The following is a 25702-nucleotide window of genomic DNA, read 5'->3' on the forward strand; positions in this document are numbered from 1 at the left end:
AACCGCAGTGGCACACGTGACGAACACGAACAGGAGTACAGCAATGTCTTCCGAAATGTCTTCGGACTCGACGCAGTTCATCAACGGTGCTGTGTCGTACTGGTATCGATCGATCGGCCTCCCTCAGCGCCGACCCGCGCTCCCGGGTGATCAGGACGCCGACGTATGCATCGTCGGTGCCGGCCTGACCGGTCTGTGGACCGCGTACTACCTCAAGCGGCAACAACCCGATCTGCGTATCACCATCCTGGAGAAGGAATTCGCGGGATACGGCGCATCCGGCCGCAATGGCGGGTGGCTGTCGGCGGAATTGGCAGGCAGCCGCGACGCCTACGCCGCGACGCACGGCCGTGAAGGTGTGGCCGACCTGATGCGGGCCATGCGGACCGCCGTCGATGACGTCATCGCCGTCACGCAGGCCGAGGGAATCGACGCCGATATCGTCAAGGACGGTGTGCTGCACGTTGCACGGTCGCGCGCACAACTCGGCCGGATGCACGAAATGCTGCGCTACGAACGGGAATGGGGTGCAGAGCCCGAGGATTTCGTTGCGCTGACCCGCGACGAACTGGACGAACGCATCAGGATCGCCGGCGCCCTGGGTGGCGTGTTCACCCCGCATTGCGCTCGGGTGCAACCCGCCAAACTGGTGCTCGGGCTGGCCCGTGTCGTCGAGGAGGCCGGTGTCACGATCTTCGAGGGCACCACCGTCACCCGGATCGAGCAGGGCCGTGCCGTCACCGATCACGGGGTGGTCAGCGCACCGGTGGTGCTGCGGTGCCTGGAGGGGTTCACCGCCAGTCTGGAAGGACAGCGACGCGACTGGCTGCCGATGAATTCCTCGATGGTGATCACCGCACCGCTGTCCGAGCAGGCGTCCTCTGAGATCGGTTGGCGCGGAGCAGAACTGGTGGGCGATTTCGCGCACGGCTACATGTACGCCCAGCGCACCGCCGACAACCGGATCGCGCTGGGTGGGCGCGGCATCCCCTATCGCTACGGCTCCCGCACCGATATCGACGGGGCCACCCAGGACTGGACGGTCAGCGCGCTCACCGACTTGATGCACGATATGTTCCCCGCGACCCGGTCGGTGCCCATCGTGCACGCGTGGTGCGGGGTGCTCGGCGTGCCGAGGGACTGGACGGCGACGGTCGACCTCGATCCGGTGACCGGTCTGGGCACGGCCGGCGGCTACGTCGGCAGCGGACTGACCACCACCAACCTCGCCGGCCGCACCCTCGCCGACTTGGTGCTGCGCCAGGACACCGCCTTGACCCGGTTGCCGTGGGTGGGCCGCCGCGTGCGCCGCTGGGAACCCGAGCCGCTGCGGTGGCTGGGTGTGCAGAGCATGTATGTGCTGTACCGGATGGCCGATCGCCGCGAGGGCACACGGGATCTGCCGACCACCAGCCGAATTGCCCGGATCGCGAACATGATCACCGGACGTTGAGCGCCGAGGACCCTATCGTGTCTGCCGAATCGAACAGCCTGCCCACTGCGGTCCGTCTGCACCACGTGCACGCCACCGTGACCGAACTGCCGACGCCGGAACCCAAGCCGACCAGCCGCAGCAATCAGCTGGAATCGACCCTCGACGTGTGGTCGGCAGGAGCCCTGTCCACCGGGGTGTGGGAATGCGGGCCCGGTGAGTTTACCGCCGACCGCAGCACCAATACCGAAGTGTGTCAGATCATCTCGGGCTACGGAACGGTCACCGGCGAGGACGGCGCCGCCGCCGACATCGGCCCGGGTTCACTGCTGGTCCTGCCGCGCGGGTGGCGGGGAACCTGGGTCATCCGGGAGACGATCCGCAAGTCGTTCGTCATCGTCGACGGGTGAGCACCGACCGCGCGGTCAGAGCCGTTCGATGATGGTCACGTTGGCGGTGCCGCCACCCTCGCACATGGTCTGCAGGCCGTAGCGACCGCCGGTGCGCTCCAACGTGTTCAGCATGGTGGCGAACAGCTTGGCGCCGGTGGCACCGAGTGGGTGGCCCAGCGCGATGGCGCCGCCGCTCGGGTTGACCTTGGCGGGATCGGCGCCGGTCTCCTTGATCCAAGCCTGAACAACGGGGGCGAACGCCTCGTTGATCTCGACGGTGTCGATGTCCTCGATCGACAATCCCGTCTTCTGCAGCGCGTAGTGGGTGGCCGGGATGGGACCGGTGAGCATGTACACCGGGTCCGCGCCGCGGGCACTGATGTGGTGGATTCGGGCGCGCGGCGTGAGCCCGTGCGTCTTCACCGCGCTTTCCGAGGCGAGCAGCACCGCGCTGGCGCCGTCGGAGATCTGGCTTGCCATCGCGGCGGTGAGCCGGCCACCCTCGACCAGGGTCTTGAGTCCGGCCATCTTCTCCAGCGAGGTGTCACGCGGGCCCTCGTCGGTGACGAACCCCTCCACCGGAATGATCTCGTTCTCGAAGTACCCGGCCCGGATGGCCTCCTGTGCGCGCTGATGGCTGGTGAGCGCGAACTGCTCCATCTCTTCGCGGGACAGGTTCCACTTCTCGGCGATCATTTCGGAGCCGCGAAACTGCGAGATCTCCTGGTCGCCGTAGCGGTGCAGCCAGCTCTTGGATTCGTTGGTCGGCGAGGTGAAGCCGAACTGCTCACCGACGATCATCGCCGAGCTGATCGGGATCTGGCTCATGTTCTGCATGCCACCGGCCACGATCACATCGGCGGTACCGGACATGATGGCCTGGGCGCCAAAGGAAATGGCCTGTTGCGAGGATCCGCATTGGCGGTCCACCGTCACCCCTGGGACTTCTTCGGGGTAGCCGGCGGCCAGCCAGGACAGCCGGGCGATGTTGCCGGCCTGGCCTCCGATGGCGTCCACGCAGCCGGCGATCACGTCGTCGACGGCGCTGGGATCCAGGTCGTTACGGTCGAACAGTCCGCGCCAGGCGGCCGCCCCCAGGTCGACCGGATGCACTCCGGACAGCGATCCCCCGCGCTTGCCGACCGCGGTGCGAACGGCATCAATGACGTACGCCTCACCCATGACTGATCTCCTTTTTCGTTATGCCGCCGAGAACGATGGCCAGGTATTGCCGGCCGACTTCATCGGCCGTGAGGGGTCCGCCCGGCTGATACCAGCGGACCGACACCCAGGTGGTGTCGCGGATGAACCGGTAGACCAGGTCGACATCGAGGTCGGGTCGAAACGATCCGTCGGCGATGCCCTGGTTCAGGAGGTCCAACCACATCTTGCGCTGCTCGCGGTTGCGCTTGTCGACGAAGGCGAACTGCGGCAGGGCGGACAGCCGTTTGGCTTCGTCCTGGTAGATCACGACCTGGGCGTGCCGGTGCTCGATCGCCTCGAACGAAGCCAGGAACAGTCCCTTGAGCCGTTCCAGCGGGCTGTCCTCGGAGGCTGCGATCTGCTCGTACTTGGCGAACAGCCAATCCAGGAAGTCCCGGAGAACCTCCTCGACCATCTGTTCCTTGGACTTGAAATGGTGGTACAAACTGCCGGACAGAATGCCCGCGGAATCGGCGATATCGCGAACGGTGGTCGCCTTGAGACCCCGTTCGGCGAACATGGTGGCGGCGAGATCCAGCAGCTCGTCGCGCCTGCTCGCCGGCTGGCCGGGCGATTCCGTCCCCATCACCAGAGCATAGCAACCAAGCGCTTGCTAGGTCGAATGTGTGGTGGAGGTCAAGCCGCCCCCGCAGTACCGCCCGCGCCCGTCACGACGACGCTGACCGTGCCCGCCCCGTCATCGGCGGCGATCACCAGCTGCGCCGCACCCGGCGCCGACACCACCTGCCCGCCGGTGACGCTCACCTGATACCCGTCCGGGAACTGGACGGCGGGCACCGAGATGGTGGTCTGCGCCCCGACCGGAAAGTGCCCCGACCCGTCGGCCTTGGCGGTCGAGTAGCTGAACCGGAAGGTGCCGTCGCGGTAACTCCACGACGTCGGGGTGCCCGACACGGCCTGCGGATAGGGCGCCGACAGCAGCTTGAGATTGCCCGTGTTGACGTTGTCACCGGTCGGTGGCGACGCCGGGTCGTACACCAGCGCCTCGCCGTCATGCGTTCCGCTGGTGGTGATATCACCCTTGCCGGTGTACGCCCACACCGCCCAGCTCATCAGGTAACGGTCGGCGGCGGCCAGCTGCGCTGTCAGATCACCGCTGGCACTGGTCGCCCCGAACTCGTTCATGAACGCCGGGATGCCGTGCTGCGTCGCGTAGTTGTGGGCGCCGCGGGCAAGCGCTTTGGCGATATACTCGCACAGCGCGCTCAGGCTTGGTCCGCCACAGTAATCGTGGAATGCCAGCACGACATTCGGGTCGTCGACGGTGCCCAGCATCGTAGGGAAACCGAGGATGTCCAGGATCTCGGACACCGCCGGGTTGGCCGGTTCGATGTACACCGCCGTGGTGGGGTCGACGGCCCGGATGGCCGCGATCACCTGGTTGTAGAACGGGGTCAGCTGTTGGTATCCGAAGTGCGGGCTGCCCAGCAGCGTCGGCAACCAGGAAAAGCCCGGGAACGGCTCGTTGATCACGTCGTACCCGATGACGGCCGGATTACCGCTGAAGTGGCTGGCGACGTTCTCCCACATCTGGGCGTAGGCGTCCTGCAAGCCGAGACCGGTCGGTGACTCGGCGTTGTTCCAGAACCGGGTCCAGGCGTAATTCATGGCGGGGTTCAGGTAGTAGCTGCCAGGGAAGCCGAAGTTCTGGTTGGGTAGCCCACCGGTCTGCGTGGCCCACTCGGGTGCGCCCTCGCCGGCGAACGTGCTGCTGTAGAGGTCCTGGTGCATGTCGAGCAACGTGTAGATACCGTGGTCGGCCAGCATCTGCACGGTCTGCTCGAGCGATGCCAGGTATGCGGTGTCGTACACGCCGGGTTGGGGTTCCACCGCCGCCCAGATGACACCGAGGCGCACCACGTTGAAACCGTTGGCCGCCAGGAACTCTGCGTCATCCTCGCTGAAGCCGCTGGCGGCCGGGTCATAGGGGGCGATCTTGTAGACCTCGTTGACACCGTGCAGGATGACGACCTGCCCGTCCCCGTTGGTGATCCAGGTGCCGGTGGTGGACAGTCCGGTCCCCGGACTGCCCGCGATCACCGCGCCGGTGCCGAAATGCCCGACGCCGCCGTGTGTTCCGAACAGGCCACCATTGCCACCGGCGCCACCGAGGGCGGGCAGTGTGGTGGCAGTTCCGCCCACGCCGCTGTTACCGGCATCCCCGCCGGCCCCACCGCTGCCGAGCAGCCGCGCGCCGTCCCCACCGTTGCCGCCTCGACCGCCGTCGACCCCCGCACCTCCGTCGCCACCGGCGCCGCCGATCCCGAACACCAAACCGGTTGCATCGCCGCCGAATCCGCCGGAACCCCCGGCCGGACCTGCCCCACCGTCACCGCCGTCACCCCCGATCCCCATCAGCAGACCACCGGCGCCACCCCGGCCGCCGGCCGCCGCGGTTCCACCGTTTCCACCCTCACCGCCGTTGCCCAGCAGTCCGGCCTTGCCGCCGGTCCCGCCGGCTACCCCGGCTTCGGTGCTGTTCCAGCCGTTGCCGCCGTCGCCGAGCAACCAACCGGCCACCCCGCCGTCGGGGTGCGCTGCGGTGCCGTCGGCTCCGTCACCGATCACATACGATCCGGCCACCCTGTTGATGACACCGTTGACCTGACGGCCGAGCTCGGTGTCGATCCACGCCTCGGCGACGGTGTGTACCGGCGCGTAGACGAAACGCTGGAATGCTTCGGCCGACGACTTCGGTGGCGGTCCGGTGACCACGGTCTGCGCGGCGCGCACCACCGCCACCGCGACCGCGCTCACCCCGTTGACGGCGACCCGCACCTCACGGGCGATGCCGGTGACGACGGACTGGACAAGCCCGACTAGCGCAGGCACCCGTGGCGCGGTGGTGCTACTCGCCGCAGCGAGCGGGGCCGCGTACGCCGCAGCCGGCCGGCTCACCGAAACGGTGGCGGGCTCGGCCGGGGGCTGGGTGGTCGAGCGGGTGCGGCGCGCGGACTTGTCGGCCGTGGCATCCGTGCCGTCGGCGGCCTCGGCTGCGGTGGTCTTGGCGGACCGCGTCTCGGCGTCGGACGTCTTCTTCTTCTTGCGATGTGTTGTCGTCGGCTTCAGCGAATCCTGGCCCGCGGTTTCCGTTTTGGGAGTCTTGGTCTCGGGCGGCTTGGTCTCGGCCTGCTTGGACTCGCCGGTCTTCGGCGCGCTGGTACTCGCCGAGGAGCTTCCGGTGTCAGACCCGGTGGGTGGGTCGGCCGCCGCCGCGCCCGCACCGGCCAGCATCGCCGCTGACATACCGGCGGTGACCACGCCCGCACCCATCCACGCCGAGAGTTGCTGCATGAATTCGCACGCTAACCGACCCTCGACCCGAAATTGGCGGAATGGTCAGGCGCGCTGGCTCGACACCGAGATGATCTCTCCGGTCAGGTAGCTGGAGTAGTCGCTGGCCAGGAAGGCGATGGTGGTCGCGATCTCCCACGGTTCGGCGGCTCGACCGAAGGCCTCGTCACCGGCGAGGCGGTCCAGCAGTTCGGCCGACGACGTCTTCTCCAGAAACTTGTGTCGTGCGATGCTGGGCGACACCGCGTTGATCCGCACCCTGTACTCGACGGCTTCGATTGCGCTGCAACGGGTCAGCGCCATCACGCCGGCTTTGGCGGCGGCGTAGTGCGACTGCGAGTGCTGCGCGCGCCAGCCCAGCACGCTGGCGTTGTTGACGATGACACCGCCGTGTCCGGCGTCGCGGAAGTACCGCAGCGCCGCCCGGGTGGCGCGCATGACCGAGGTCAGGGTCACGTTCAGGACGCGATCCCACTCGTCGTCGGTCATGTCGATGACGGGGGTCTGCCCGCCCAGCCCGGCATTGTTGACCAGGACATCGATCCGGCCGGCGGCAGCCACCGCCTGGGTGATCAACGCGTCGACGGCGTCGGTGGAGGTGACATCGCAGACCACTGCGTCGACCTTGCCCAGCCCCAGTGCGGCCAGTTCGTCCCTGGTCTCGTTGAGTCGGCGTTCGTGGTAGTCGGAGACCACCACATCGGCACCCTCGAGCAGGGCGCGCCGCGCCGTTGTCGACCCGATGCCGGTGCCGGCGGCTGCAGTGATCAGCACGACCTTGCCTGCCAGCAGGCCGTGGCCCTCGATCTCCTGCGGTGCGACTGAAAGGTCGGTCATCCCTTTGCCTCTCGGGGAAGGCCGAGCACCCGCTCGGCGATGATGTTGCGCTGGATCTCGTTGGATCCGCCGTAGATGGTGTCCGAGCGGGAGAACAGGTACAGCCGCTGCCATTCGTCGAACTCACCGCCGGGCAGCGTCAGACCGGCCATGCCCTGCACGTCCATGGCGATTTCACCGAGCTCGCGATGCCAGTTGGCCCACAGCAGTTTTGACACCGAATCTTGGCCGGGTTGTTCCACATCCATCGTCGCCAGCGCGTACGAGCGCATGGCCTGCAAACCGGTCCAGGATCGGGTGAGCCGCTCGCGGATCAGCGGGTCGTCGGCCGCGCCGGTGCGTTTGGCCAACTCGACCAGATTGGCATGCTCACGGGCATAACGGATCTGCTGACCGAGGGTGGACACGCCGCGCTCGAACGTCAGCGTGCCCATGGCCACCCGCCAGCCGTCACCGGGTTCCCCGACGACCAGCGACGCGTCGGTGCGAGCGTCGTCGAAGAACACCTCGTTGAACTCCGAGTCACCGGTTAGCTGGATGATCGGTCGGATCTGCACGCCGGGCTGGTCCAGCGGCACCAGGAGATACGACAGGCCGGCGTGCCGCTTGGAGCCCTTCTCGGTGCGAGCCACCACGAAGCACCACTGCGCCCAGTGCGCCAGCGACGTCCACACCTTCTGCCCGTTGATGATCCATTCGTCACCGTCGAGCGTGGCGGTGGTCGACACGTTGGCCAGATCGCTGCCCGCGTTGGGCTCGGAGTAACCCTGGCTCCACAGTTCGGTGACGTTGCGGATGCCCGGTAGGAAACGCTGCTGCTGTTCGGGGGTGCCGAATGCGATCAGGGTGGGGCCCAGCAGCTCCTCACCCAGGTGATTGACCTTGTCGGGGGCGTCGGCCTTGGCGTACTCCTCGTAGAAGGCCACCCGGTGCGCGACGGTCAGGCCACGCCCGCCGTGCTCATTCGGCCAGCCCAAGCAGGTCAGCCCGGCGGCGGCCAGATGCTGGTTCCATGCGCGGCGTTCCTCGAAGGCCTCATGCTCCCGACCCGGGCCGCCCAGACCCTTGAGCGCTGCGTATTCGCCGACGAGATTCTCGGCGAGCCATTGCCGGACCTCGGCCCGGAAGTCCTCGACCTCTATCACCCTTGTAGGCTAACCTACCAAGCACTTGCTTTGTTAGAGGAGCGTCGATGACGAGGGAACCGCGGACCGTCCCGGCGGTGCTGGATCGGGTGGCCGGGCAGCTTCCCGACCATCTCGCGGTGGTGACCGACCAGCGCCGCCTAACCTACGGGCAGTTGCGCGACGAGGTCCGGCTCACGGCTGGCGCCATGATCGAACACGGTGTGCAGCCCGGTGACCGCATCGCCATCTGGTCTCCCAACACCTGGCACTGGGTGGTTGCCGCGCTGGCCACGCACTACGCCGGCGCCGTCGTCGTCCCGCTGAACACCCGCTACACCGCCAGTGAAGCGGCGGATATCCTCGCCCGCACACACGCCCCGTTGTTGTTCGCCGCCGGGCAGTTCCTCGGCGCCGACCGCACGACCCAACTCAACCGGGCCGCGCTGCCGGCGCTGCGCCACATCGTCCGGATCCCGATCGAGGCCGACGACGGTACCTGGGATGAATTCGTGGCCCATGGCGGCAAAGAAGAGGCGCTGGCCGCTGTCGACGCCCGCGCCGCCGCCGTGGGTCCCGACGACGTCTCCGACATCCTGTTCACCTCGGGGACCACCGGCCGCAGCAAGGGGGTGCGCTGTGCGCACCGGCAGTCGCTGGACGCCTCGGCGGCCTGGGCGGCGTGCGGCCAGGTGACCAGCGCCGACCGGTACCTGTGCATCAACCCCTTCTTCCACAATTTCGGGTTCAAGGCCGGCATCCTGGCTTGCCTGCAAACCGGAGCCACGCTGATCCCGCAGCTGACCTTCGATCCCGAGCAAGCCATGAAAGCGGTTGCCGAGCACCAGATCACCGTGCTGCCCGGCCCACCGACGATCTACCAGATGCTGCTCGACCATCCCAGCCGCGAGCGTTACGACCTGAGCTCGCTGCGCTTCGCGGTCACCGGAGCCGCGGTGGTGCCGGTAGTGCTCATCGAGCGGATGCAGTCCGAGCTGGACATCGACATCGTGCTCACGGCCTACGGGCTGACCGAGGCCAGCGGGTTCGGCACCATGTGCCGCGCGGACGACGACGCCGTCACCGTCGCCACCACCTGCGGCCGGCCCATCGCCGATTTCGAACTGCGCCTCGGCGACTCGGGTGAGGTGCTGCTGCGGGGCCCGAACGTGATGCTCGGCTATCTGGACGACCCGGAGGCCACCGCCGCCGCGATCGACGCCGACGGCTGGTTGCACACCGGCGACATCGGCACCCTCGACGCGGCAGGCAATCTGACCATCACCGACCGACTCAAGGACATGTACATCTGCGGCGGCTTCAACGTGTACCCCGCCGAGATCGAGCAGGCGCTCGCCCGCCTCGACGGGGTCGCCGACTCGGCGGTGATCGGGGTGCCCGACGACCGGCTCGGCGAAGTCGGCAAGGCATTCGTGGTCACCAAGCCCGGTGCACAACTCGACGAGGCCGCGGTGATCGCCTACGCCCGTGAGCATCTGGCGAATTTCAAGGTGCCCCGCTCGGTGGAGTTCCTCGAGGTTCTGCCGCGAAACCCAGGAGGCAAAGTGGTCAAACCAATGCTGCGTGAGATCGGTGGAAGGGCCTGAGGTGGATCTGCATTTCGACGAGGAGACCGAGGCGTTCCGGGCCGAGGTCCGTGAGTTCCTCTCGGCCAACCGGGACGCGTTCCCCACCGAGTCCTACGACACGCGTGAGGGTTTCGAGCAGCACCGGCGGTGGGACAAGGTCCTGTTCGACGCCGGGCTGTCGGTGATCGCCTGGCCGAAGAAGTATGGCGGCCGGGACGCCACTCTGTTGCAGTGGGTGGTGTTCGAGGAGGAGTACTTCCGCGCCGGCGCGCCCGGACGGGCCAGCGCCAACGGCACGTCCATGCTGGCGCCCACCCTGTTCGCGCACGGCACCGACGAACAGCTCGACCGGGTGCTGCCGAAAATGGCCAGCGGCGAGGAGATCTGGGCGCAGGCCTGGTCGGAACCGGAGTCCGGCAGCGATCTGGCGTCACTGCGGTCGACGGCCACCCGGACCGACGGTGGTTGGCTGCTCAACGGCCAGAAGATCTGGAGTTCCCGGGCACCCTTCGGCGAACGCGGCTTCGGCCTGTTTCGCTCCGATCCGGAGGCCCAGCGGCACAAGGGCCTGACGTATGTCATGTTCGACCTGAAGGCCGACGGCGTCACCGTCCGGCCGATCGCCCAGCTCGGCGGGGACACCGGATTCGGGGAGATCTTCCTAGACGACGTGTTCGTGCCCGACGAAGACGTCATCGGCGGCGTGCACGACGGCTGGCGAGCGGCGATGAGCACGTCGAGCAATGAGCGGGGCATGTCGCTGCGCAGCCCGGCCCGGTTCCTGGCACCGGCGGAACGGCTTGTCGCGCTGTGGAAGTCCGAGCGCGACCCGGTGTTCACCGACCGGGTGGCCGACGCCTGGATCAAGGCCCAGGCGTATCGACTGCACACCTTCGGCACGGTCACCCGGCTGGCCGGCGGAGGTGAGCTGGGCGCGGAATCGTCGGTGACCAAGGTGTTCTGGTCCGATCTCGACGTCGCGCTGCACCAGACCGCGTTGGATATGCAGGGCCCCGACGCCGAGTGTGTCGATTCCTGGACAGAAGGCCTGCTGTTCGCCCTGGGTGGGCCGATTTACGCGGGCACCAACGAAATTCAGCGCAACATCATCGCCGAACGCCTGCTCGGGCTGCCGCGTGAGGCCTCCGGGGGGAAGAGCAAATGAACTTCGAACTCGACGAACAACAGCGCGATTTCGCCTCCAGCATCGACGCCGCGTTGGGCGCCGCCGATGTGCCCGCCGCGGTGCGGGCCTGGGCGGGCGGGGACACCGCGCCCGGCCGCAAGGTGTGGGCCCAGCTGGCCGACCTCGGGGTGACCGCCCTGCTAGTGCCCGAGAAGTTCGACGGCATCGAGGCGCATCCGGTGGACCTGGTGGTCGCGATGGAACGGCTGGGCTATTGGGCGGTGCCCGGCCCGGTGACCGAATCCATCGCCGTCGCCCCGATTCTGCTCGCCGAGGACGATCGCGGCGCAGGGTTGGCATCCGGTGAGCTGATCGCGACCGTCGCGTTGCCGCCGTCGGTGCCGCGCGCGGTGAACGCCGACGTGGCCGGGCTGGTCCTGTTGGCCGAAGCCGGTCAGGTCAGCGAGGCCAGCATCGACACGCAGCAGGGCGCCGGCCACGAGTCCGTCGATCCGACCCGCACCCTGTTCGACGTCACCGCATCCGGTGCCGCAGCGCCGGCCGACACCGCCCGCGCCTACGAGTTCGGCGTGCTGGCCACCGCCGCCCAGTTGGTCGGCGCCGGGCAGGCCATGCTGGACCACTCCGTGGAATACGCCAAGCAGCGCAGCCAGTTCGGCCGGATCATCGGCTCCTACCAGGCCATCAAACACAAGCTGGCCGATGTGCACATTGCCGTCGAGCTGGCCCGCCCGCTGGTGTACGGCGCGGCGCTCGCTCTGGCCGACGCATCACCGGACACCGCGCGCGATATCAGCGCCGCCAAGGTGGCCGCCGCCGATGCCGCGCTGCTGGCCGCCCGCTCGTCGTTGCAGACCCACGGCGCCATCGGCTTCACCCAGGAGCACGATTTGTCGCTGCTGCTGTTGCGGGTGCAGGCACTGCGCTCGGCCTGGGGTGATCCGACCCTGCACCGCCGTAGACTGCTGGAGGCCATCTAACCCATGAGCGAAGAACGCGAGCTGCTGCGCGACACCGTCGCCGCGCTGGTCGACAAGCACGCCGGACCGGAAGCCGTGCGCGCGGCGATGGTCTCCGACCGCGGCTACGACGAACAACTGTGGCAGCTGCTGTGCGAACAGGTCGGCGCGGCGGCGCTCGTGGTACCTGAGGAGCTGGGTGGTGCCGGCGGTCAATTGGCCGACGCGGCAGTGGTTCTGGAGGAACTGGCCAAGGCGTTGGTGCCCACCCCGCTGCTCGGTACCACGCTGGCCGAGCTGGCCCTGCTGGCCGCCGATGTGCACGAGCCGCTCGAGGGGCTCGCCGAGGGCACCTCGATCGGTACCGTGGTGTTCGATCCCGAGTTCGTGGTCAACGGCGACGTCGCCGACGTGGTGATCGCCGCAGACGGTGCGAACCTGACCCGCTGGAACACGTTCACCGCCCAGGCCAAGACCACCATGGACCTGACCCGCCGGCTCTCGGCCGTCACCCCCGCAGAGACCAGCCCGCTCGGCGCCGACCCTGGCCTGGCCGATACCGCCGCGCTGCTGATGGCCGCCGAACAGGTCGGCGCCGCGAGCCGGGTGCTGGATCTGACGGTGTCCTACACCAAGGACCGGGTGCAGTTCGGCCGGCCGATCGGCAGCTTCCAGGCGCTCAAACACCGGATGGCCGATCTGTATGTGCGGGTGTCGGCGACCCGCGCCGTCGTCAACGATGCGATCGCCGAACCGTCACCGGCTGCCGCGGCGCTGGCCCGGTTCATGGCCAGCGAGACGCTCTCGACGGTCACGGCCGAGGCAATCCAGCTGCACGGTGGTATCGCGATCACCTGGGAGCACGATATCCAGTTGTACTTCAAGCGAGCCCACGGCAGCGCGCAGCTGCTCGGGCCGCCCCGCGAGCACCTGCGCCGGCTGGAAGCCGAGGTGTTCTAGACCGGCTGACCGGCCCGCACCACATCGCGGATCAACGGCACCCCCGGCCGGTACGCGAGGTGGATGTAGGACGGCGCGTCCAGACACACGAAGTCGGCCCGTTTACCGGCCGCCAGCATGCCGACGTCGTTGCGGCGCAGCGCGGCCGCGCCGCCCGCGGTCGCCGCCCACAACGCCTCGGCTGGGGTGAAATTCATGTCACGCACCGCCACCGCGATGCAGAACGGCATGCTGGTGGTGAAGGAGCTCCCGGGGTTGCAGTCGGTGGCGATGGCGACGGTCACGCCGGCGTCGATCATCCTGCGGGCGTCCGGCCACGGTGCGCGGGTGGAGAACTCCGCACCCGGCAACAGCGTGGCGACGGTGCTGCCGGCGGCCAGCGCCTCGATGTCCGCGTCGGTGGCATAGGTGCAGTGATCGACCGAGGCCGCGCCGAGTTGCACCGCCAGTTGGATGCCTGCACTGGGACCGAGTTGACCGGCGTGCATCCGCGGTTGTAGCCCGGCCTCGATGCCCGCGGTGAGAATGGCGCGGGATTCGTCGACGTCGAAAGCGCCGCGGTCACAGAACACGTCGATCCAGCGGGCCAGCGGCGCGCAGGCATCCAGCATCGCGCCGGTGACCAGTTCGACATAGCCGGCGCGATCGTCGCGGTACTCGACGGGCACCACATGTGCCCCGAGAAATGTTGTCTCGGTGGTGTATTCGCGGGCGACCGCCAGCGAACGCGTCTCGTCGGCGACGTTGAGGCCGTATCCGCTCTTGCATTCGAACGTCGTCACGCCTGCGGCGAGCAGTTCATCGGCGAGCCGGCGCACGCCCGCCGACAGCATGGCATCGTCGGCCGTCCGGGTCGCCGCCACCGTCGTCGCGATACCGCCTGCGGCGTAGGGGCGTCCACTCATCCGGGCCGCGAACTCCGCGGACCGTTCACCGGCGAAGACCAGATGCGCGTGGCTGTCCACGAAACCGGGCACCACGCTGACACCGCCGCAGTCGACATGGTGATCTGCGGCCGGCGCATCGGCGCGCGGGCCGACCCATTCGATCGTGTCACCGCTGACCAGCACGGCCGCATCGCCGATCACGCCGAGGGCGCTGCCGTCACCCTGGGCCGGATCATTGGTGACCAGTTCGACGATGCCGTCGTACAGGATGGTCATGCGTCCTCCAGCAGATCGGCGATCGCCGCGTGCAATTCCGCGGCCACATCGACGCGGACATGCTTACCGTCGGCGACCACCACCGCACCGTCGACCACCACGTCGGTGACGTCGGCGGCCGACGCGGCGAACACGACCGTCTCCGCGGTGGCGCCGCCACCGGCCGTGCGTACCGAATGCAGGTCCACCGCTACCAGATCGGCGCGTGCCCCGACCTGCAATACGCCCGCATCGGTCCAGCCGATCGCGTGGTGGCCGTCGGTGGTGGCGGCGCGCAACAAGGCGGGTGCGCCGATGATGCCGCGCTCCTGCCGGGCCAGTCGCTCATCGAGCTCGACGGCACGGGCCTCTTCGAACATGTCGATGACGGCATGGCTGTCGGATCCCAGGCTGAACGGCCCGGGCATCGCGAGTAGGGCCGGCGCCGGGCCGATCCCGTCACCGAGGTCCCGTTCGGTGGTGGGGCAGAAGCAGACACCGGTCGCCGAGACACTCATGTCGGTGATGTCTTGGGCCGTCAGGTGGGTGGCATGAATCGCGGTGGTCCGCGGGCCGAGCGCACCGGCGTCGCGCAGGACCGCGGTGGGGGTGCGACCGTGCACGGCCAGGCATTGCTCGATCTCGGCGCGCTGCTCGGAGGAGTGCACGTGCAGCGGAGCCTGGTGCGTCGACGCCCACTCCACCACATCGGGCATCTGGCCGACCGGGACGCCGCGCACCGAGTGCAGCGCCGCACCGACGAGAACACCTGGCCGCGAACGGGTTTGGTCGCGCAGCGTTTCGACCCGGTCGGCCCACCCGGCACCACTGCCGTCGCCGAACCGTCGCTGGGGTCCATCGTGCAGCGGGGCGCCGTCGGGTGCGGAGCTCAGATAGCAGGTGTCGAGCAGGGTCAGCCGCACCCCCGCGTCGGCGGCAGCCTCGATCAGCGCGTGTCCCATCGCGTTGGGGTCGCCGTAGCGCCGCCCGCCGGCGTCGTGATGCAGGTAGTGGAACTCCCCCACCGCGGTGACACCGGCCAGCGCCATCTCGGCGTAGACGGCACGCGCGAGCGCCCGGTATCGGTCGGGGTCCAAGCGGTCCGCCACTTGATACATGAGGTCACGCCACGTCCAGAACGATCCACGGTCGCGTTGGGTGCGCGACCGCAGTGCGCGGTGGAAGGCATGCGAATGGGCGTTGGCCATGCCGGGAATCACCAAGCCGGACAACCGTTTCGCTCCGGCCGGGGCCGGATCGCCCGCCACGATCGTGGTGATCCGCCCGTCCTGCACCGTGATGAGCACGCCTGGCTGCACCGCTTGGTTCAGCCAGGCGTACTCACACCACCAGGTGGACGTCACCGGGTGACCCAGTCGGCCATCACGTCGGCGAGGGCGACCGCGCCGCGGTTGCAGTCGGCCGGTTCGGCGTACTCGGCGGGCGAATGCGACACACCGGTCGGGTTCCGGACGAACAGCATGGCCGTGGGCACCAGGGCGGACAGGATGCCGGCATCATGGCCGGCCGCCGTCGGCAGCACCGGGATATCACCCAGGTGCCGCAGCGCTGTGGTCAGCCGGGCGCGCGGCCCCTCCGGGAATTCGACGATCGGCGTGATCGATTCGGCGATCACGTCCAGGATCACCGACTCACGGGTGGCGTGCCGCTGCGCTTCCACCGAGATGGCCTCGACCAACGCGCCCAGGGTGGCCTCGTCGGCGGCCCTGGCATCCAGCCACGCACGGATCTGCGACGGGATCGCGTTGGCCCCGTTGGGGGCGACGATCACCTTGCCGAAGGTGGCCACCGCCTGGTGAGCGGCGGCCTGCTCACGCGCGGTGTGCACCGAGGACGCGAACGCCAGCATCGGGTCACGCCGATCGATCAGCCGGGTGGCACCGGCGTGGTTGGCCTCACCGTCGAAGGTGAACTCCCACCGGCCGTGCGGCCAGATCGACGAGGCCACCGCGATCGGGGCGTCGACCAGATCCAGCGCCCGGCCCTGCTCCACATGCAGCTCGACGAACACGCCCACCCGCTCGGCCAGCCGGGGATCCGGGCCCAGGTGCGCAGGATCGCGACCCACCCGGGTCAGGGCCTCCGCCAACGTGATTCCGTCGATATCACGCAGACCTCGGGCCCGGTCGGCGCTCAGCGCGCCGGTGGACAACTGCGATCCCACACACGCCACGCCGAACCGGGCGCCCTCCTCATCCGAGAACGCCGCCACCCCGACCGGGATGGCCGGCACCACACCGCGCTCGCGCACGATATCGACCGCGGCGAAGGCCGACACGATACCGAGCGGCCCGTCGAACGCCCCACCGTCGGGCACCGAATCCAGGTGTGAGCCGGTCACGAATGCGTCGCGCGGATCACCGGACCACCCCGGCGGCAGCCACCAAGCCCACAGGTTGCCGTTGCGGTCGACCTCGACATCCATGCCGCGTCGCGCGGCCTCGCCGGTGAACCACTCCCGCAGGGTCAGATCGGCGTCCGTCCACGCGAACCGGCGATAGCCGCCGTTGGCCGGGTTGCGGCCGACCTCGAGGATGGCCGGCCACAGCGTGTCGAACGAGGTGCCAGACGATGTCACGCGGTCTCCCACATCGGAATACGCACACCGCGTTCGCGTGCCACGTCGGCGGCGTGCTCGTAGCCGGCGTCGACGTGCCTGATCACACCCATTCCCGGATCATTGGTGAGCACCCGCTCGAGCTTCTGCGCGGCCAGTGCGGTGCCGTCGGCCACACATACCTGACCGGCGTGGATCGAGCGCCCGATGCCCACGCCACCGCCGTGATGGATGGACACCCAGGACGCCCCGGACGCGGTGTTGACCAAGGCGTTCAGCAGCGGCCAGTCGGCGATCGCATCGGAACCGTCGAGCATCGATTCGGTCTCGCGGTACGGCGAGGCCACCGACCCCGAGTCCAGGTGGTCGCGGCCGATGACCAGGGGTGCGGACAACTCACCGGAGGCCACCATCTCGTTGAACCGCAAGCCCGCCCGGTGCCGTTCGCCGTAGCCGAGCCAGCAGATCCGGGCGGGCAGACCCTCGAACGCCACCTTCTCACCGGCCATGGTGATCCAGCGCCGCAGATGGGCATTGTCGGGGAACAGCTCCAGGATCGCCCGGTCCGTCGCGGCGATATCGGCGGGGTCACCGGACAGCGCGGCCCAGCGGAACGGTCCGAGGCCCTCCTCGAACTGCGGGCGGATGTAGGCCGGGACGAAACCGGGGAAGGCGAAGGCTCGGTCGTAGCCGGCCTTGCGAGCCTCGTCGCGGATCGAGTTGCCGTAGTCGAATACCTCGGCGCCCTTGTCCATGAAGCCGACCATGGCCGCGACATGCTTGGCCATCGACAGCTCGGCCTGCTCGGTGAAGTAGGCGGGGTCCTTGTCCGCCATCTTCTTCATGTCCTCGAAGTCGATACCCAGTGGCAGGTAGGACAGCGGGTCGTGTGCGGAGGTCTGGTCGGTGACGATATCGATCGGGGCGTCGCGTTCCAGCAGTTCGGGGAACACCGCCGCCGCGTTGCCCACCAAGCCGATGGACAACGGCCGCTTGGCATCCCGGGCCTCGATCGCCATCGCCAGGGCTTCGTCGATATCGGCGGCCTTGGTGTCCAGGTAGCGGTGGGCGATACGCCGGTCGATCCGGCTCTCGTCACAATCGACGCAGATCGCCACACCCTCGTTCATGGTGACCGCCAACGGCTGGGCGCCACCCATCCCGCCGACACCGGCCGTCAGCGTGATGGTGCCGGCCAGGGTTCCGTTGCTGTGCTCATAGCGGCCAGAGGCCGCGAACTTGCGCGCCACGGCGCCGAAGGTTTCGAAGGTGCCCTGCAGGATGCCCTGGGTGCCGATGTAGATCCACGAACCGGCCGTCATCTGGCCGTACATCGTCAATCCCTCGGCCTCCAGCTTGCGGAACTGCTCCCAGGTGGCCCAGTCGCCCACCAGGTTCGAGTTCGCCAGCAACACCCTCGGCGCCCAGACGTTGGTCCGGACGACGCCGACCGGTTTACCGGATTGGATGAGCATCGTCTCGTCATCGGCCAGCGAGCGCAGTGTGTGCACGATGGCGTCGAAGGCTTCCCAGCTGCGCGCCGCGCGGCCGGTGCCGCCGTAGACGACGAGGTCCTCGGGATGCTCGGCCACCTCGGGGTCGAGATTGTTCATCAGCATCCGCAGGGCGGCTTCCTGTTGCCAGCCGCGACACGATATTTCGGTGCCGCGCGGGGCGCGGACGGGGCGGGGGCCGGTCACGGGAAGGGGCTCGGAATGGGTCACTGCAGTTCCTTTGACGAGAGAGTCGTTCACTGTGCGCTGATGCCGGCGCCGGCCAGCCACTTCTTGGCGATATCGGAGAGGTTGGCGCCCGTGGCCGCCTCGGCGTTCATCGAAATGAGGTCGTCGGTGGTGAGTTTGGCCGACACCGCGTCCAAGGTCTTGGTCACGGTGTCGTTCTGCTTACCCGCCTTGATCAGCGGAACCACGTTCTCCGCGGCGAACAGGTTCTTGTCGTCCTCCAGGGCGACAAGGTGATTCGTCTTCAGCCCGGGGTCGGTGCTGAACAGGTCGCCGGCCTGGATCTGACCGTTGGTCAGGGCGGTCATGGTCAGTGTGCCCCCCGCGTCCAGGCTGACGAAGTCCTTGAAGTTCAGTCCGTACACGTCACGCAGCCCGACCACACCCTGCTGGCGGGTCTTCCATTCCGCCGGTCCACCCAGGACCAGCTCACCGGCGACCGGCGCGAGATCGGAGATGGTCTTCAGCTTGTATTTGTCCGCGGTGGCCTGCGTAACGGCGACGACGTCCTTGTCTTCGGCATCGGACGGGGTCAGCATGGCGATGCCGGCGGGCAGCTTGGACTTGAGTTCGGAGGTGACGGTGTCCTTGGTGGCCGCGGTGGATTTGGGGTCCAGGTAGCTCAGCAGCGCTCCCGAATACTCCGGGACCAGGTCGATGGATCCATCCTTGAGCGCCTGGATGTACACCTCGCGGCTGCCGATGTTGAACTGCTCCTTCACGCTGACACCCTTGGCCTGCAACGCCTGTGAGTAGATGCTGGCGATGAGCTGGCTCTCGGTGAAGTCGGCGGACCCGACGATGATCTGCGAGCCGGCAGATCCGGTGCTGTTCCCGCCGCCGGAAAGCGGGTCGCCCCCGCCGCCTCCGCATGCGCTGAGCGCGAGCGCTGCGGTGGTGGCGACGATCGACAGGATGCTGCGCTTGTTCATGATGTTCTCTCCAAGGTGACGGTGGTTACTGAGGTTTCGACGGGGGACGTGGATTCGGTGGTGGCTCGGCGCAGGCCGGGCGAGACGACGAGCCGGCCGATCCAGGCGAAGGCGAACTCGAGCACGATGGCAAGCAGGGCGACCAGGATCGCGCCACCGGCCATCTCGCTGAAGCTGGCCGTCGCCCGACCGTCCAGGATGAACCTGCCAAGGCCCTGCAGACCGAGATACGCCGCGATGGTGGCCGTCGAAACGATCTGCAGGGTGGCGCTTCTGACGCCGGACAGCATCAGTGGCAACGCGCACGGCAACTGCACGCGCAGCAGGATCTGGGTTCTGGTGAAGCCCATGCCGCGAGCGGCGTCCACCGCATGCGGATCGGCGCTCTGGATGCCTGCGTATGTTCCGGTCAGGATGGGCGGGACTGCCAGCAGCACCAGCACGACGATGGTGGGCAGGATGTACACCAGCTTGCCGGCCACCACCGGTGAGATGATCAGGAACAGCAGCACCAACAGGCCGAGGGACGGCAACGCGCGCAAGGCATTCGCGAGCCCGGCCACCACCGCTTCGCCGCGGCCGGTGTAGCCGATCATGATGCCGAGCGGAACCGCGATGGCCAGTGCCGCCAGCAGCGCCATGGCCGAGTACAGCAGGTGGTAGCCGATCTGCATCGGGATGCCGCCCGCTCCGGTCCAGTTGGCCGGATCGGTGAACCAGCCGATGATGTTCATGACGTCACCGTCCGCTGCCGCCACGGGGTGAGCAGTCTGTTCAGCCAGATGATCAGCCCGTCGAAGACGACGGCGAGCACCACGCACAGCACCACACCGGTGATCAGCGGGACGTACAGCCGTAGTTGAAAGCCCTGGGTGAACAGCGATCCCAACTGCGGGATGCCGAGCAGGGCGGCCATCGTGACGATGCTGACGTTGGACACCACCGCCACCCGTAACCCGGCCGCGATCACCGGTACGGCCACGGGGAGCTCCACCAGCAGCAGGCGCTGCCAGCCGCGGTAGCCCATCGCTTCGGCGGCGGCAACTGTGTCGTGCGGTACCGAACCCAGACCGTCGGCTACCACTCGGACAAGCAGCGCCAGCGTGTACAAGGTCAGCGCGACAACGATATTCACCGGGTCGAGGATCTTGGTGCCGAGGATGACCGGCAGGATGATGAAAAGCGCCAGGGACGGGATGGTGTACAGCAGCCCGGCGGTTCCCACGATGGCGGCGTAGCCGCGGCCCGACCGGTGCGCCCACCAGCCCAGCGGCAAAGCCAGCAGCAGCCCGAGGACCGTTGGTACGAGGGTGAGCCAGGTGTGGCTGATGGTCAGCGAGATGATGCGGTCGATATTCGACGAGATCCAGTTCATGCCGAAACCGCCCTGGTGTCCTTGGCCCGGCGGATCGCGTCGATGATGTCGTGGTCGGTGGCGGTGCCGAGCAGGACTCCGGATTCGTCGGTGACGACACCGCGTCCACTCGGGCTGGACAGCGCCGCGTTGAGCAGGTCACGCAACGGGTCACCACGGCGTGCGGTGGTGCCGCACAGGTTGACGTGGCTGTCCAGCACGGTGTCGCCGGACACCGCGGCGGTGTCGACCCAGCCGATCGGCGACCGGTGCGCGTCCACCGCCAGCACCCACCGTCCCACCCCGGGTGGAATCGTCGAGAGCGGCTGCCCCACCACAATGGTCGGCTCCTGCTGCACGGGCAGTCGGTCGTCACCGGTGTGGAAGCCGAGAGCCCGGTAGCCCCGCGCCGAGCCGACGAAGTCGGCGACGAAGGCGTCCTTGGGCGCCGCCAGCAGTTCGGCCGGGGTCGCCGCCTGCGCGAGGGTGCCGCCTTCGCGCAGCACCACCACTTGGTCGCCGAGTTTGAGCGCTTCGTCGATATCGTGGGTGACCATCACGATGGTCTTGGAGATGTCGGCCTGCAGGCGCAGGAATTCGTCCTGCAGTTGGCTTCGGACGATCGGATCGACGGCGCTGAACGGCTCGTCCATCAGCAGGAACGGCGGATCTGTCGCCAACGCTCGCGCCACGCCCACGCGTTGCTGCTGTCCGCCGGACAGCTGCCATGGGTATCGTCGGGCGAACTTGGCGTCGAGGCCGACCCGTTCCAACAGTTCCATTGCCGCCGAACGTGTTTCCTTCTTCCCGCCGCCGAGTAGCCGGGGCAGCGCGGCGACGTTGTCGACCACGGTGCGGTGCGGGAAGAGCCCGGCGTTCTGGATGACGTAACCGATCTTGCGCCGCAATGCCACCCGGTCCAGGGACTGGGTATCGACACCGTCGAGTTCGATGGTGCCCGACGTGGGTTCGATGAGCCGGTTGATGAGCCGCATGGAGGTCGTCTTGCCGCAGCCGGACGGGCCGACCAGCGCGGTGATCTTGCCGTTGGGCGCGGTGAGCGTCAGCTTGTCGACGGCCACGGTGCCGTCCGGGTACACCTTGGAGACGGTGTCGAATGTGATCATGACTGTCTTTCCGGGGGGCCTGATTTGGTGGATCCGCTCAGCCGGGCGGAAACCTCCGCGGCGGCCGAGACCAGCATGTGGCCGTACCGCGCCGTTTCGGCCGCGGTCAGCCGATAGCTCGGGATGACGAGGCTGAGCGCCCCGACGATCCGAGCCTCCGAGCGGACGGGACATGCGATGGCGGTGACATCGGTTTCCACGCCGCGCTCCACCACGACGTAGCCGTCGGCGGGAATGTCACCGCGCAGCGCATGCCCGGCCGCCGAGGTGTCCAGGGGCACCGTCCTACCCACCCAGTTGGCATGCCGGACGGAGTGGGTGCCTTCGACGATATTGAGGTAGAGCGCGGTCTGGCCGTGCCCCCGCACCGACAGATAAGCGGACTCGCCCGTCTCGGCGACCAGTGCGTCCATGGCAGGTTTGGCCAGATCGATCAGGGACTCGCTGCTCAACGCTTGGGCGCCGAGCTGGATGATCCGCCCGCCGGGCCGGTAGTTGCCGGATTCGTCCTTGCTGACGAAACCTGTCGTTTCGAGGGTCCGCAACAACCGCAGCGCGGTGCTGGGCGCCAACTCGCATTCCCGGGCACTGTCGACGAGGTTCGTGCCGCCCGTCTCACAGACCGTCGCGAGCAGCGCCAGCGCCCGTTCGACGGTCCGCGTGGACGCTTCGGCCACGGCGACCTCCCTCCTGCACGTCCTGTCCTCGACACCGAAATTAGGGCCCCGACGTTTCGAACAACACACCTCGCGTTTCCACTAAGTAAAATCTGATTTCCATCTGGCGGAAACTCTCGGCTTTCGGCGATGATAGGACCGATCGCGCGGCTGCGGTAGAGAACGAGGAGATTCGGATGATTGCGCTGACCGGAGCGGGCACGATTGCCGACGTCGTGGCGCTGGCAGAGCGGCGCGATCAGGTCTGCGTCGCACCCGCCGTGCTCGACGCGGTGACCCGAGCCCATCAGCAGGCGGCCGATCTGAGTTCGCGCTTTGCCACCTACGGCCGCACCACCGGCGTGGGAGCCAATCGCAGCACCCCGGTGGCACCCGATGACGACGACTACGGGCTGCGACTGCTGCGCAGCCACGCCGCCGACGCGGGTGACCCGCTGGACGATCGCACGGTGCGCGCCATGCTGGCCGTCCGCCTCATCCAGCTGTGCATTCCGGGAGCCGGGCTGGATCCGCACATCCTGGGCGGCCTCCAGCAGATGCTCAACGACGACGCCCTGCCCGAACTGCGGCACTACGCGTCGATCGGGACCGGCGATCTGGCGGCGTTGGCCGGAACCGCGCTCACCTTGATGGGCGAGCGGCCCGCTACCAGACCACTGAGCCCGATGCCCCCGTGGGGCGCCGACAGCGCACTGCCGTTCATGAGTAGCAGCGCGCTGACCGTCGGCCGCAGCTGTCTGGCCGCCGACGAACTGATCCGGCTCGAACGCGCGTCGAGCGTCATCTACATGCTGAGTTTCCTTGCCCTGGACGGTAACCCGTCGGCATTCGCCGCCGCGGCGGCACGGGCGGCCGCCGCGCCCGAAGTCGATGCGCTGGCCGACCGCTTGCGGTCGCTGTTCACCGGCGCCGGCCATCCCGATCACCGGCCGGCGCGCATCCAGGATCCGTACGGGCTGCGGGTCTACCCTGTCGCCCAGGCCAGCGTCATCGCGACGCTGAAATCTCTTGTGGGACAGCTTGAAAGGACCATCAACACGACCCAAGAGAATCCACTGTTCGACATCGAAGGTGATCAGGTGGTGCACCACGGGGCGTTCTACCAGGCGGCGCTGTCACTGGAACTCGACGGCACCACGTTGGCACTGGCGTTGACCGCGCCGATCACGCACTCCCGAATCCGCATGCTCAACGATCCGGAGACCAACGGCCGCAATGCTTTTCTGGCGGTGGCCGAGGATGGCTCGTCCGGGCTGATGATGGTCGAATACGTGGCCGCCGGGGCCATCGCGGAAATCCGGGCCGCGGCACAGCCCGCGTCCGTCGGGACGCTCGTGCTGTCCCGGGGCATGGAGGAGGACGCCACGTTCGCCTCCCAGAGCGCCCTCCAGCTGGAACGGTCGGTGGCCGCCTACCGGGTGCTGTTGTGCTGCGAGTTGCTCGGGGCGCTCCGGCTGTTGCGGCAGCGCGGTCTGCAGCACACGTTCACCGGTGTCGCCGGACAAGCTCTGGCGTTGGTTGCGGATCTGCCATGGGACGACGCGGACCGGGACCTGCGTGGGGATCTCGCCGCGGCCGAGACCCTGCTGGACGATCTCGGCCGCCTCGTCCCCTAGTTCAGCGCAGCGACCCGGTGACGGCCTCGGCGGCGGTCACCAGCGTTGTTTCCCTGGCCAATTCGACGACGGCCTCGATCTCGGGCGCCAGGTGACGATCCGGGCCCAGGCCGGGAACCCTGTCTCGCACCGCGGCGATCACGGCCGCGGTGGCCGGCGCCGGCCGCAACGGGGCCCGCATTTCGATTCCTCTCGCGGCGGTGAGCACTTCGATGGCCAGCACCCGGGTGAGCCCGTCGATGGCCGTGCGCAGCTTGCGGGCCGCCGACCACCCCATGGAAACGTGGTCCTCCTGCATGGCCGATGACGGTATCGAGTCGACGCTCGCCGGCTGTGCCAGACGTTTCAGTTCGGAGACGATGGCGGCCTGCGTGTACTGCGCGATCATGTGACCGCTGTCCACACCCGGATCGTCGGCCAGGAAGGCATTGAGGCCGCGGTTGCGCGCCGCGTCCAGGAAGCGGTCGGTGCGCCGCTCACTGATGCTGGCCAGGTCCGCCACGGCGATCGCGAGGAAATCCAGCACGTAGGCGACCGGGGCGCCGTGGAAGTTCCCGTTGGACTCGACGGTGCCGGCATCGGTGATGACGGGATTGTCGACGACGCTGGCCAGTTCCCGGTCGGCGACGGTGCGGGCATGCGCCACCGTGTCCCGCGCGGCACCGGCCACCTGGGGAGCACACCGCAGTGAGTAGGCATCCTGCACCAGCGGGCAGTCCGGGCCGCTGTGACTGGCGACGATGGGCGACCCGGCCAGCATCCGCGTCATGTTCTCGGCCGCGATCGCCTGACCGGCCTGGGGTCGCAAAGCCTGCAGATGTGCCGCGAACACTCGGTCGGTGCCCAGCAGACCCTCGACGCTCATCGCCGCCGCGATATCGGCCAGCACGAGCAACCGATCGAGATCTGCCAGTGCCAGCACCAGCTGACCCAGCATCCCGTCGGTCCCGTTGATCAGGGCCAGGCCTTCCTTCTCGGCGAAGGTGACCGGTTCCAGCCCATGCGCGCGCAGGGCGTCGGCGGCGGGCAGCAGCGCGCCGTCGCGGCTGCGGACGTGACCTTCACCCATGATCGCGAGCGCGACATGCGACAGCGGCGCGAGGTCACCGGAGCAGCCGAGGCTGCCGTATTCGTAGACCACCGGCGTCAGCCCGGCCGACAGCAGCCCGGCGTAGGCCTGGGCGACATGCGGTCGCACCCCGGTGCGGCCGGTGGCCAGCGTCGACAACCTCAGCAACATCATCGCCCTGATGACCTCTCGCTCGACTTCCGGTCCCGATCCCGCCGCGTGCGAGCGAATCAGGCTGCGTTGCAGCTTGGTTCGCAACTCTGCCGGGATGTGACGGGTGGCCAGCGCTCCGAAACCGGTGGAGATGCCGTACGCCGGGACGGGATCGTTCGCCAGTGCTTCGATCCGAGCTCGACTGGCTGTGATCGCAGCCACCGCGTCGTCGGCGATCACCGTTTCCGCATCCTGACGCGCCACCCGCACGACGTCGTCGGCACTGACGGGGCCGACACCCACCACAACCTGAGTCATCCGATGATTGTGCATGCACCTTCGACCGGCCAGCCG

22 protein-coding genes are annotated in these 25702 nt (G+C 68.2%); 7 read left to right on the top strand and 15 right to left on the bottom strand.

Annotated elements, in window-relative coordinates; all coding sequences use genetic code 11:
- Positions 1–43 precede the first annotated feature (43 nt).
- Together SBI67_RS03300 and SBI67_RS03305 are read left to right on the top strand one after the other, a co-directional pair.
- Entirely contained in the window at positions 44–1453 is a 1410-nt protein-coding gene (locus SBI67_RS03300; RefSeq protein ID WP_318979177.1) for an NAD(P)/FAD-dependent oxidoreductase, read from the top strand.
- Positions 1454–1470: 17 nt separating this feature from the next.
- On the top strand, positions 1471–1842 hold the full coding sequence (locus tag SBI67_RS03305; RefSeq protein ID WP_318979178.1) for a cupin domain-containing protein: 372 nt from the start codon (positions 1471–1473) through the stop codon (positions 1840–1842).
- Between the two features lie 15 nt (positions 1843–1857).
- Here SBI67_RS03305 and fadA6 read toward each other — a convergent pair whose 3' ends face one another.
- The 5 genes from fadA6 to ipdE1 are packed head-to-tail and all read right to left on the bottom strand — an operon-like array spanning position 1858 to position 8324.
- Complete coding sequence (fadA6, locus tag SBI67_RS03310) at positions 1858–3006, bottom strand: steroid 3-ketoacyl-CoA thiolase FadA6 (protein ID WP_318979179.1); 1149 nt, start codon at positions 3004–3006, stop codon at positions 1858–1860.
- The gene (gene kstR2 / locus SBI67_RS03315; protein WP_318979180.1) at positions 2999–3613 is read right to left on the bottom strand and encodes a TetR family transcriptional regulator KstR2; all 615 of its coding nucleotides are present in this window, start codon (positions 3611–3613) and stop codon (positions 2999–3001) included. Before kstR2 ends, fadA6 begins: the two co-directional genes overlap by 8 nt.
- 50 nt (positions 3614–3663) lie before the next feature.
- Positions 3664–6342, bottom strand: coding sequence for a cellulase family glycosylhydrolase (locus SBI67_RS03320; RefSeq protein ID WP_318979181.1), 2679 nt, complete (start codon positions 6340–6342; stop codon positions 3664–3666).
- 45 nt (positions 6343–6387) lie between these two features.
- Positions 6388–7179, bottom strand: a complete 792-nt coding sequence (gene ipdF, locus SBI67_RS03325) for a (5R,7aS)-5-hydroxy-7a-methyl-1-oxo-2,3,5,6,7,7a-hexahydro-1H-indene-carboxyl-CoA reductase (RefSeq protein ID WP_318979182.1) — start codon at positions 7177–7179, stop codon at positions 6388–6390.
- Positions 7176–8324: an acyl-CoA dehydrogenase IpdE1 gene (gene ipdE1, locus SBI67_RS03330; protein WP_318979183.1), complete on the bottom strand. Its 1149-nt coding sequence runs from the start codon at positions 8322–8324 to the stop codon at positions 7176–7178. Before ipdE1 ends, ipdF begins: the two co-directional genes overlap by 4 nt.
- A 47-nt stretch (positions 8325–8371) precedes the next feature.
- On the opposite strand from ipdE1, the gene fadD3 reads away from it, so the two are divergent.
- From fadD3 to ipdE2, 4 genes are read left to right on the top strand one after another with little or no spacing between them, the layout of a single operon-like run.
- Positions 8372–9910 (top strand): 3-((3aS,4S,7aS)-7a-methyl-1,5-dioxo-octahydro-1H-inden-4-yl)propanoate--CoA ligase FadD3, encoded by a 1539-nt coding sequence (gene fadD3, locus SBI67_RS03335; protein ID WP_318979184.1) that lies wholly within the window; start codon positions 8372–8374, stop codon positions 9908–9910.
- Position 9911: 1 nt separating this feature from the next.
- Positions 9912–11057: an acyl-CoA dehydrogenase family protein gene (locus SBI67_RS03340; RefSeq protein ID WP_318979557.1), complete on the top strand. Its 1146-nt coding sequence runs from the start codon at positions 9912–9914 to the stop codon at positions 11055–11057.
- Entirely contained in the window at positions 11054–12019 is a 966-nt protein-coding gene (locus tag SBI67_RS03345) for an acyl-CoA dehydrogenase family protein (RefSeq protein ID WP_318979185.1), read from the top strand. Before SBI67_RS03340 ends, SBI67_RS03345 begins: the two co-directional genes overlap by 4 nt.
- A gap of 3 nt (positions 12020–12022) precedes the next feature.
- Positions 12023–12958, top strand: a complete 936-nt coding sequence (gene ipdE2, locus SBI67_RS03350; protein WP_318979186.1) for an acyl-CoA dehydrogenase IpdE2 — start codon at positions 12023–12025, stop codon at positions 12956–12958.
- On the opposite strand, the gene hutI is transcribed toward ipdE2, so the two are convergent.
- The 9 genes from hutI to SBI67_RS03395 are packed head-to-tail and all read right to left on the bottom strand — an operon-like array spanning position 12955 to position 22510.
- Positions 12955–14121, bottom strand: coding sequence for an imidazolonepropionase (hutI, locus tag SBI67_RS03355; RefSeq protein WP_318979187.1), 1167 nt, complete (start codon positions 14119–14121; stop codon positions 12955–12957). The genes ipdE2 and hutI overlap by 4 nt on opposite strands.
- Positions 14118–15464, bottom strand: a complete 1347-nt coding sequence (locus SBI67_RS03360; RefSeq protein ID WP_318979188.1) for a formimidoylglutamate deiminase — start codon at positions 15462–15464, stop codon at positions 14118–14120. The genes hutI and SBI67_RS03360 overlap by 4 nt, the downstream gene beginning before the upstream one ends.
- Positions 15461–16699 carry an allantoate amidohydrolase gene (locus SBI67_RS03365; protein WP_318979189.1) on the bottom strand — a complete coding sequence of 413 codons (1239 nt, stop codon included), beginning with the start codon at positions 16697–16699 and terminating at the stop codon, positions 15461–15463. Before SBI67_RS03365 ends, SBI67_RS03360 begins: the two co-directional genes overlap by 4 nt.
- Entirely contained in the window at positions 16696–18402 is a 1707-nt protein-coding gene (gene hutU / locus SBI67_RS03370) for a urocanate hydratase (protein ID WP_318979190.1), read from the bottom strand. The genes SBI67_RS03365 and hutU overlap by 4 nt, the downstream gene beginning before the upstream one ends.
- 26 nt (positions 18403–18428) lie before the next feature.
- A complete protein-coding gene (locus SBI67_RS03375; protein WP_318979191.1) occupies positions 18429–19352 on the bottom strand; it encodes an ABC transporter substrate-binding protein in 924 nt (307 codons plus the stop codon).
- Positions 19349–20080, bottom strand: a complete 732-nt coding sequence (locus SBI67_RS03380; protein WP_413232403.1) for an ABC transporter permease — start codon at positions 20078–20080, stop codon at positions 19349–19351. Before SBI67_RS03380 ends, SBI67_RS03375 begins: the two co-directional genes overlap by 4 nt.
- A gap of 2 nt (positions 20081–20082) precedes the next feature.
- A complete protein-coding gene (locus tag SBI67_RS03385; RefSeq protein ID WP_318979193.1) occupies positions 20083–20727 on the bottom strand; it encodes an ABC transporter permease in 645 nt (214 codons plus the stop codon).
- On the bottom strand, positions 20724–21833 hold the full coding sequence (locus tag SBI67_RS03390; protein WP_318979194.1) for an ABC transporter ATP-binding protein: 1110 nt from the start codon (positions 21831–21833) through the stop codon (positions 20724–20726). Before SBI67_RS03390 ends, SBI67_RS03385 begins: the two co-directional genes overlap by 4 nt.
- The gene (locus SBI67_RS03395) at positions 21830–22510 is read right to left on the bottom strand and encodes an IclR family transcriptional regulator (protein ID WP_318979195.1); all 681 of its coding nucleotides are present in this window, start codon (positions 22508–22510) and stop codon (positions 21830–21832) included. The genes SBI67_RS03390 and SBI67_RS03395 overlap by 4 nt, the downstream gene beginning before the upstream one ends.
- A 176-nt stretch (positions 22511–22686) precedes the next feature.
- Between SBI67_RS03395 and SBI67_RS03400 the strand changes: the two genes are divergently transcribed.
- Positions 22687–24126: an aromatic amino acid lyase gene (locus SBI67_RS03400; protein WP_318979196.1), complete on the top strand. Its 1440-nt coding sequence runs from the start codon at positions 22687–22689 to the stop codon at positions 24124–24126.
- Position 24127: 1 nt separating this feature from the next.
- Here the strand turns inward: SBI67_RS03400 and hutH are convergent, their stop codons facing one another.
- On the bottom strand, positions 24128–25666 hold the full coding sequence (gene hutH, locus SBI67_RS03405) for a histidine ammonia-lyase (RefSeq protein WP_318979197.1): 1539 nt from the start codon (positions 25664–25666) through the stop codon (positions 24128–24130).
- Between the last annotated feature and the right edge of the window lie 36 nt (positions 25667–25702).

Origin of the sequence: Mycolicibacterium chengduense (assembly GCF_033741155.1) — a bacterium.
Taxonomy (GTDB): Bacteria; Actinomycetota; Actinomycetes; order Mycobacteriales; family Mycobacteriaceae; genus Mycobacterium.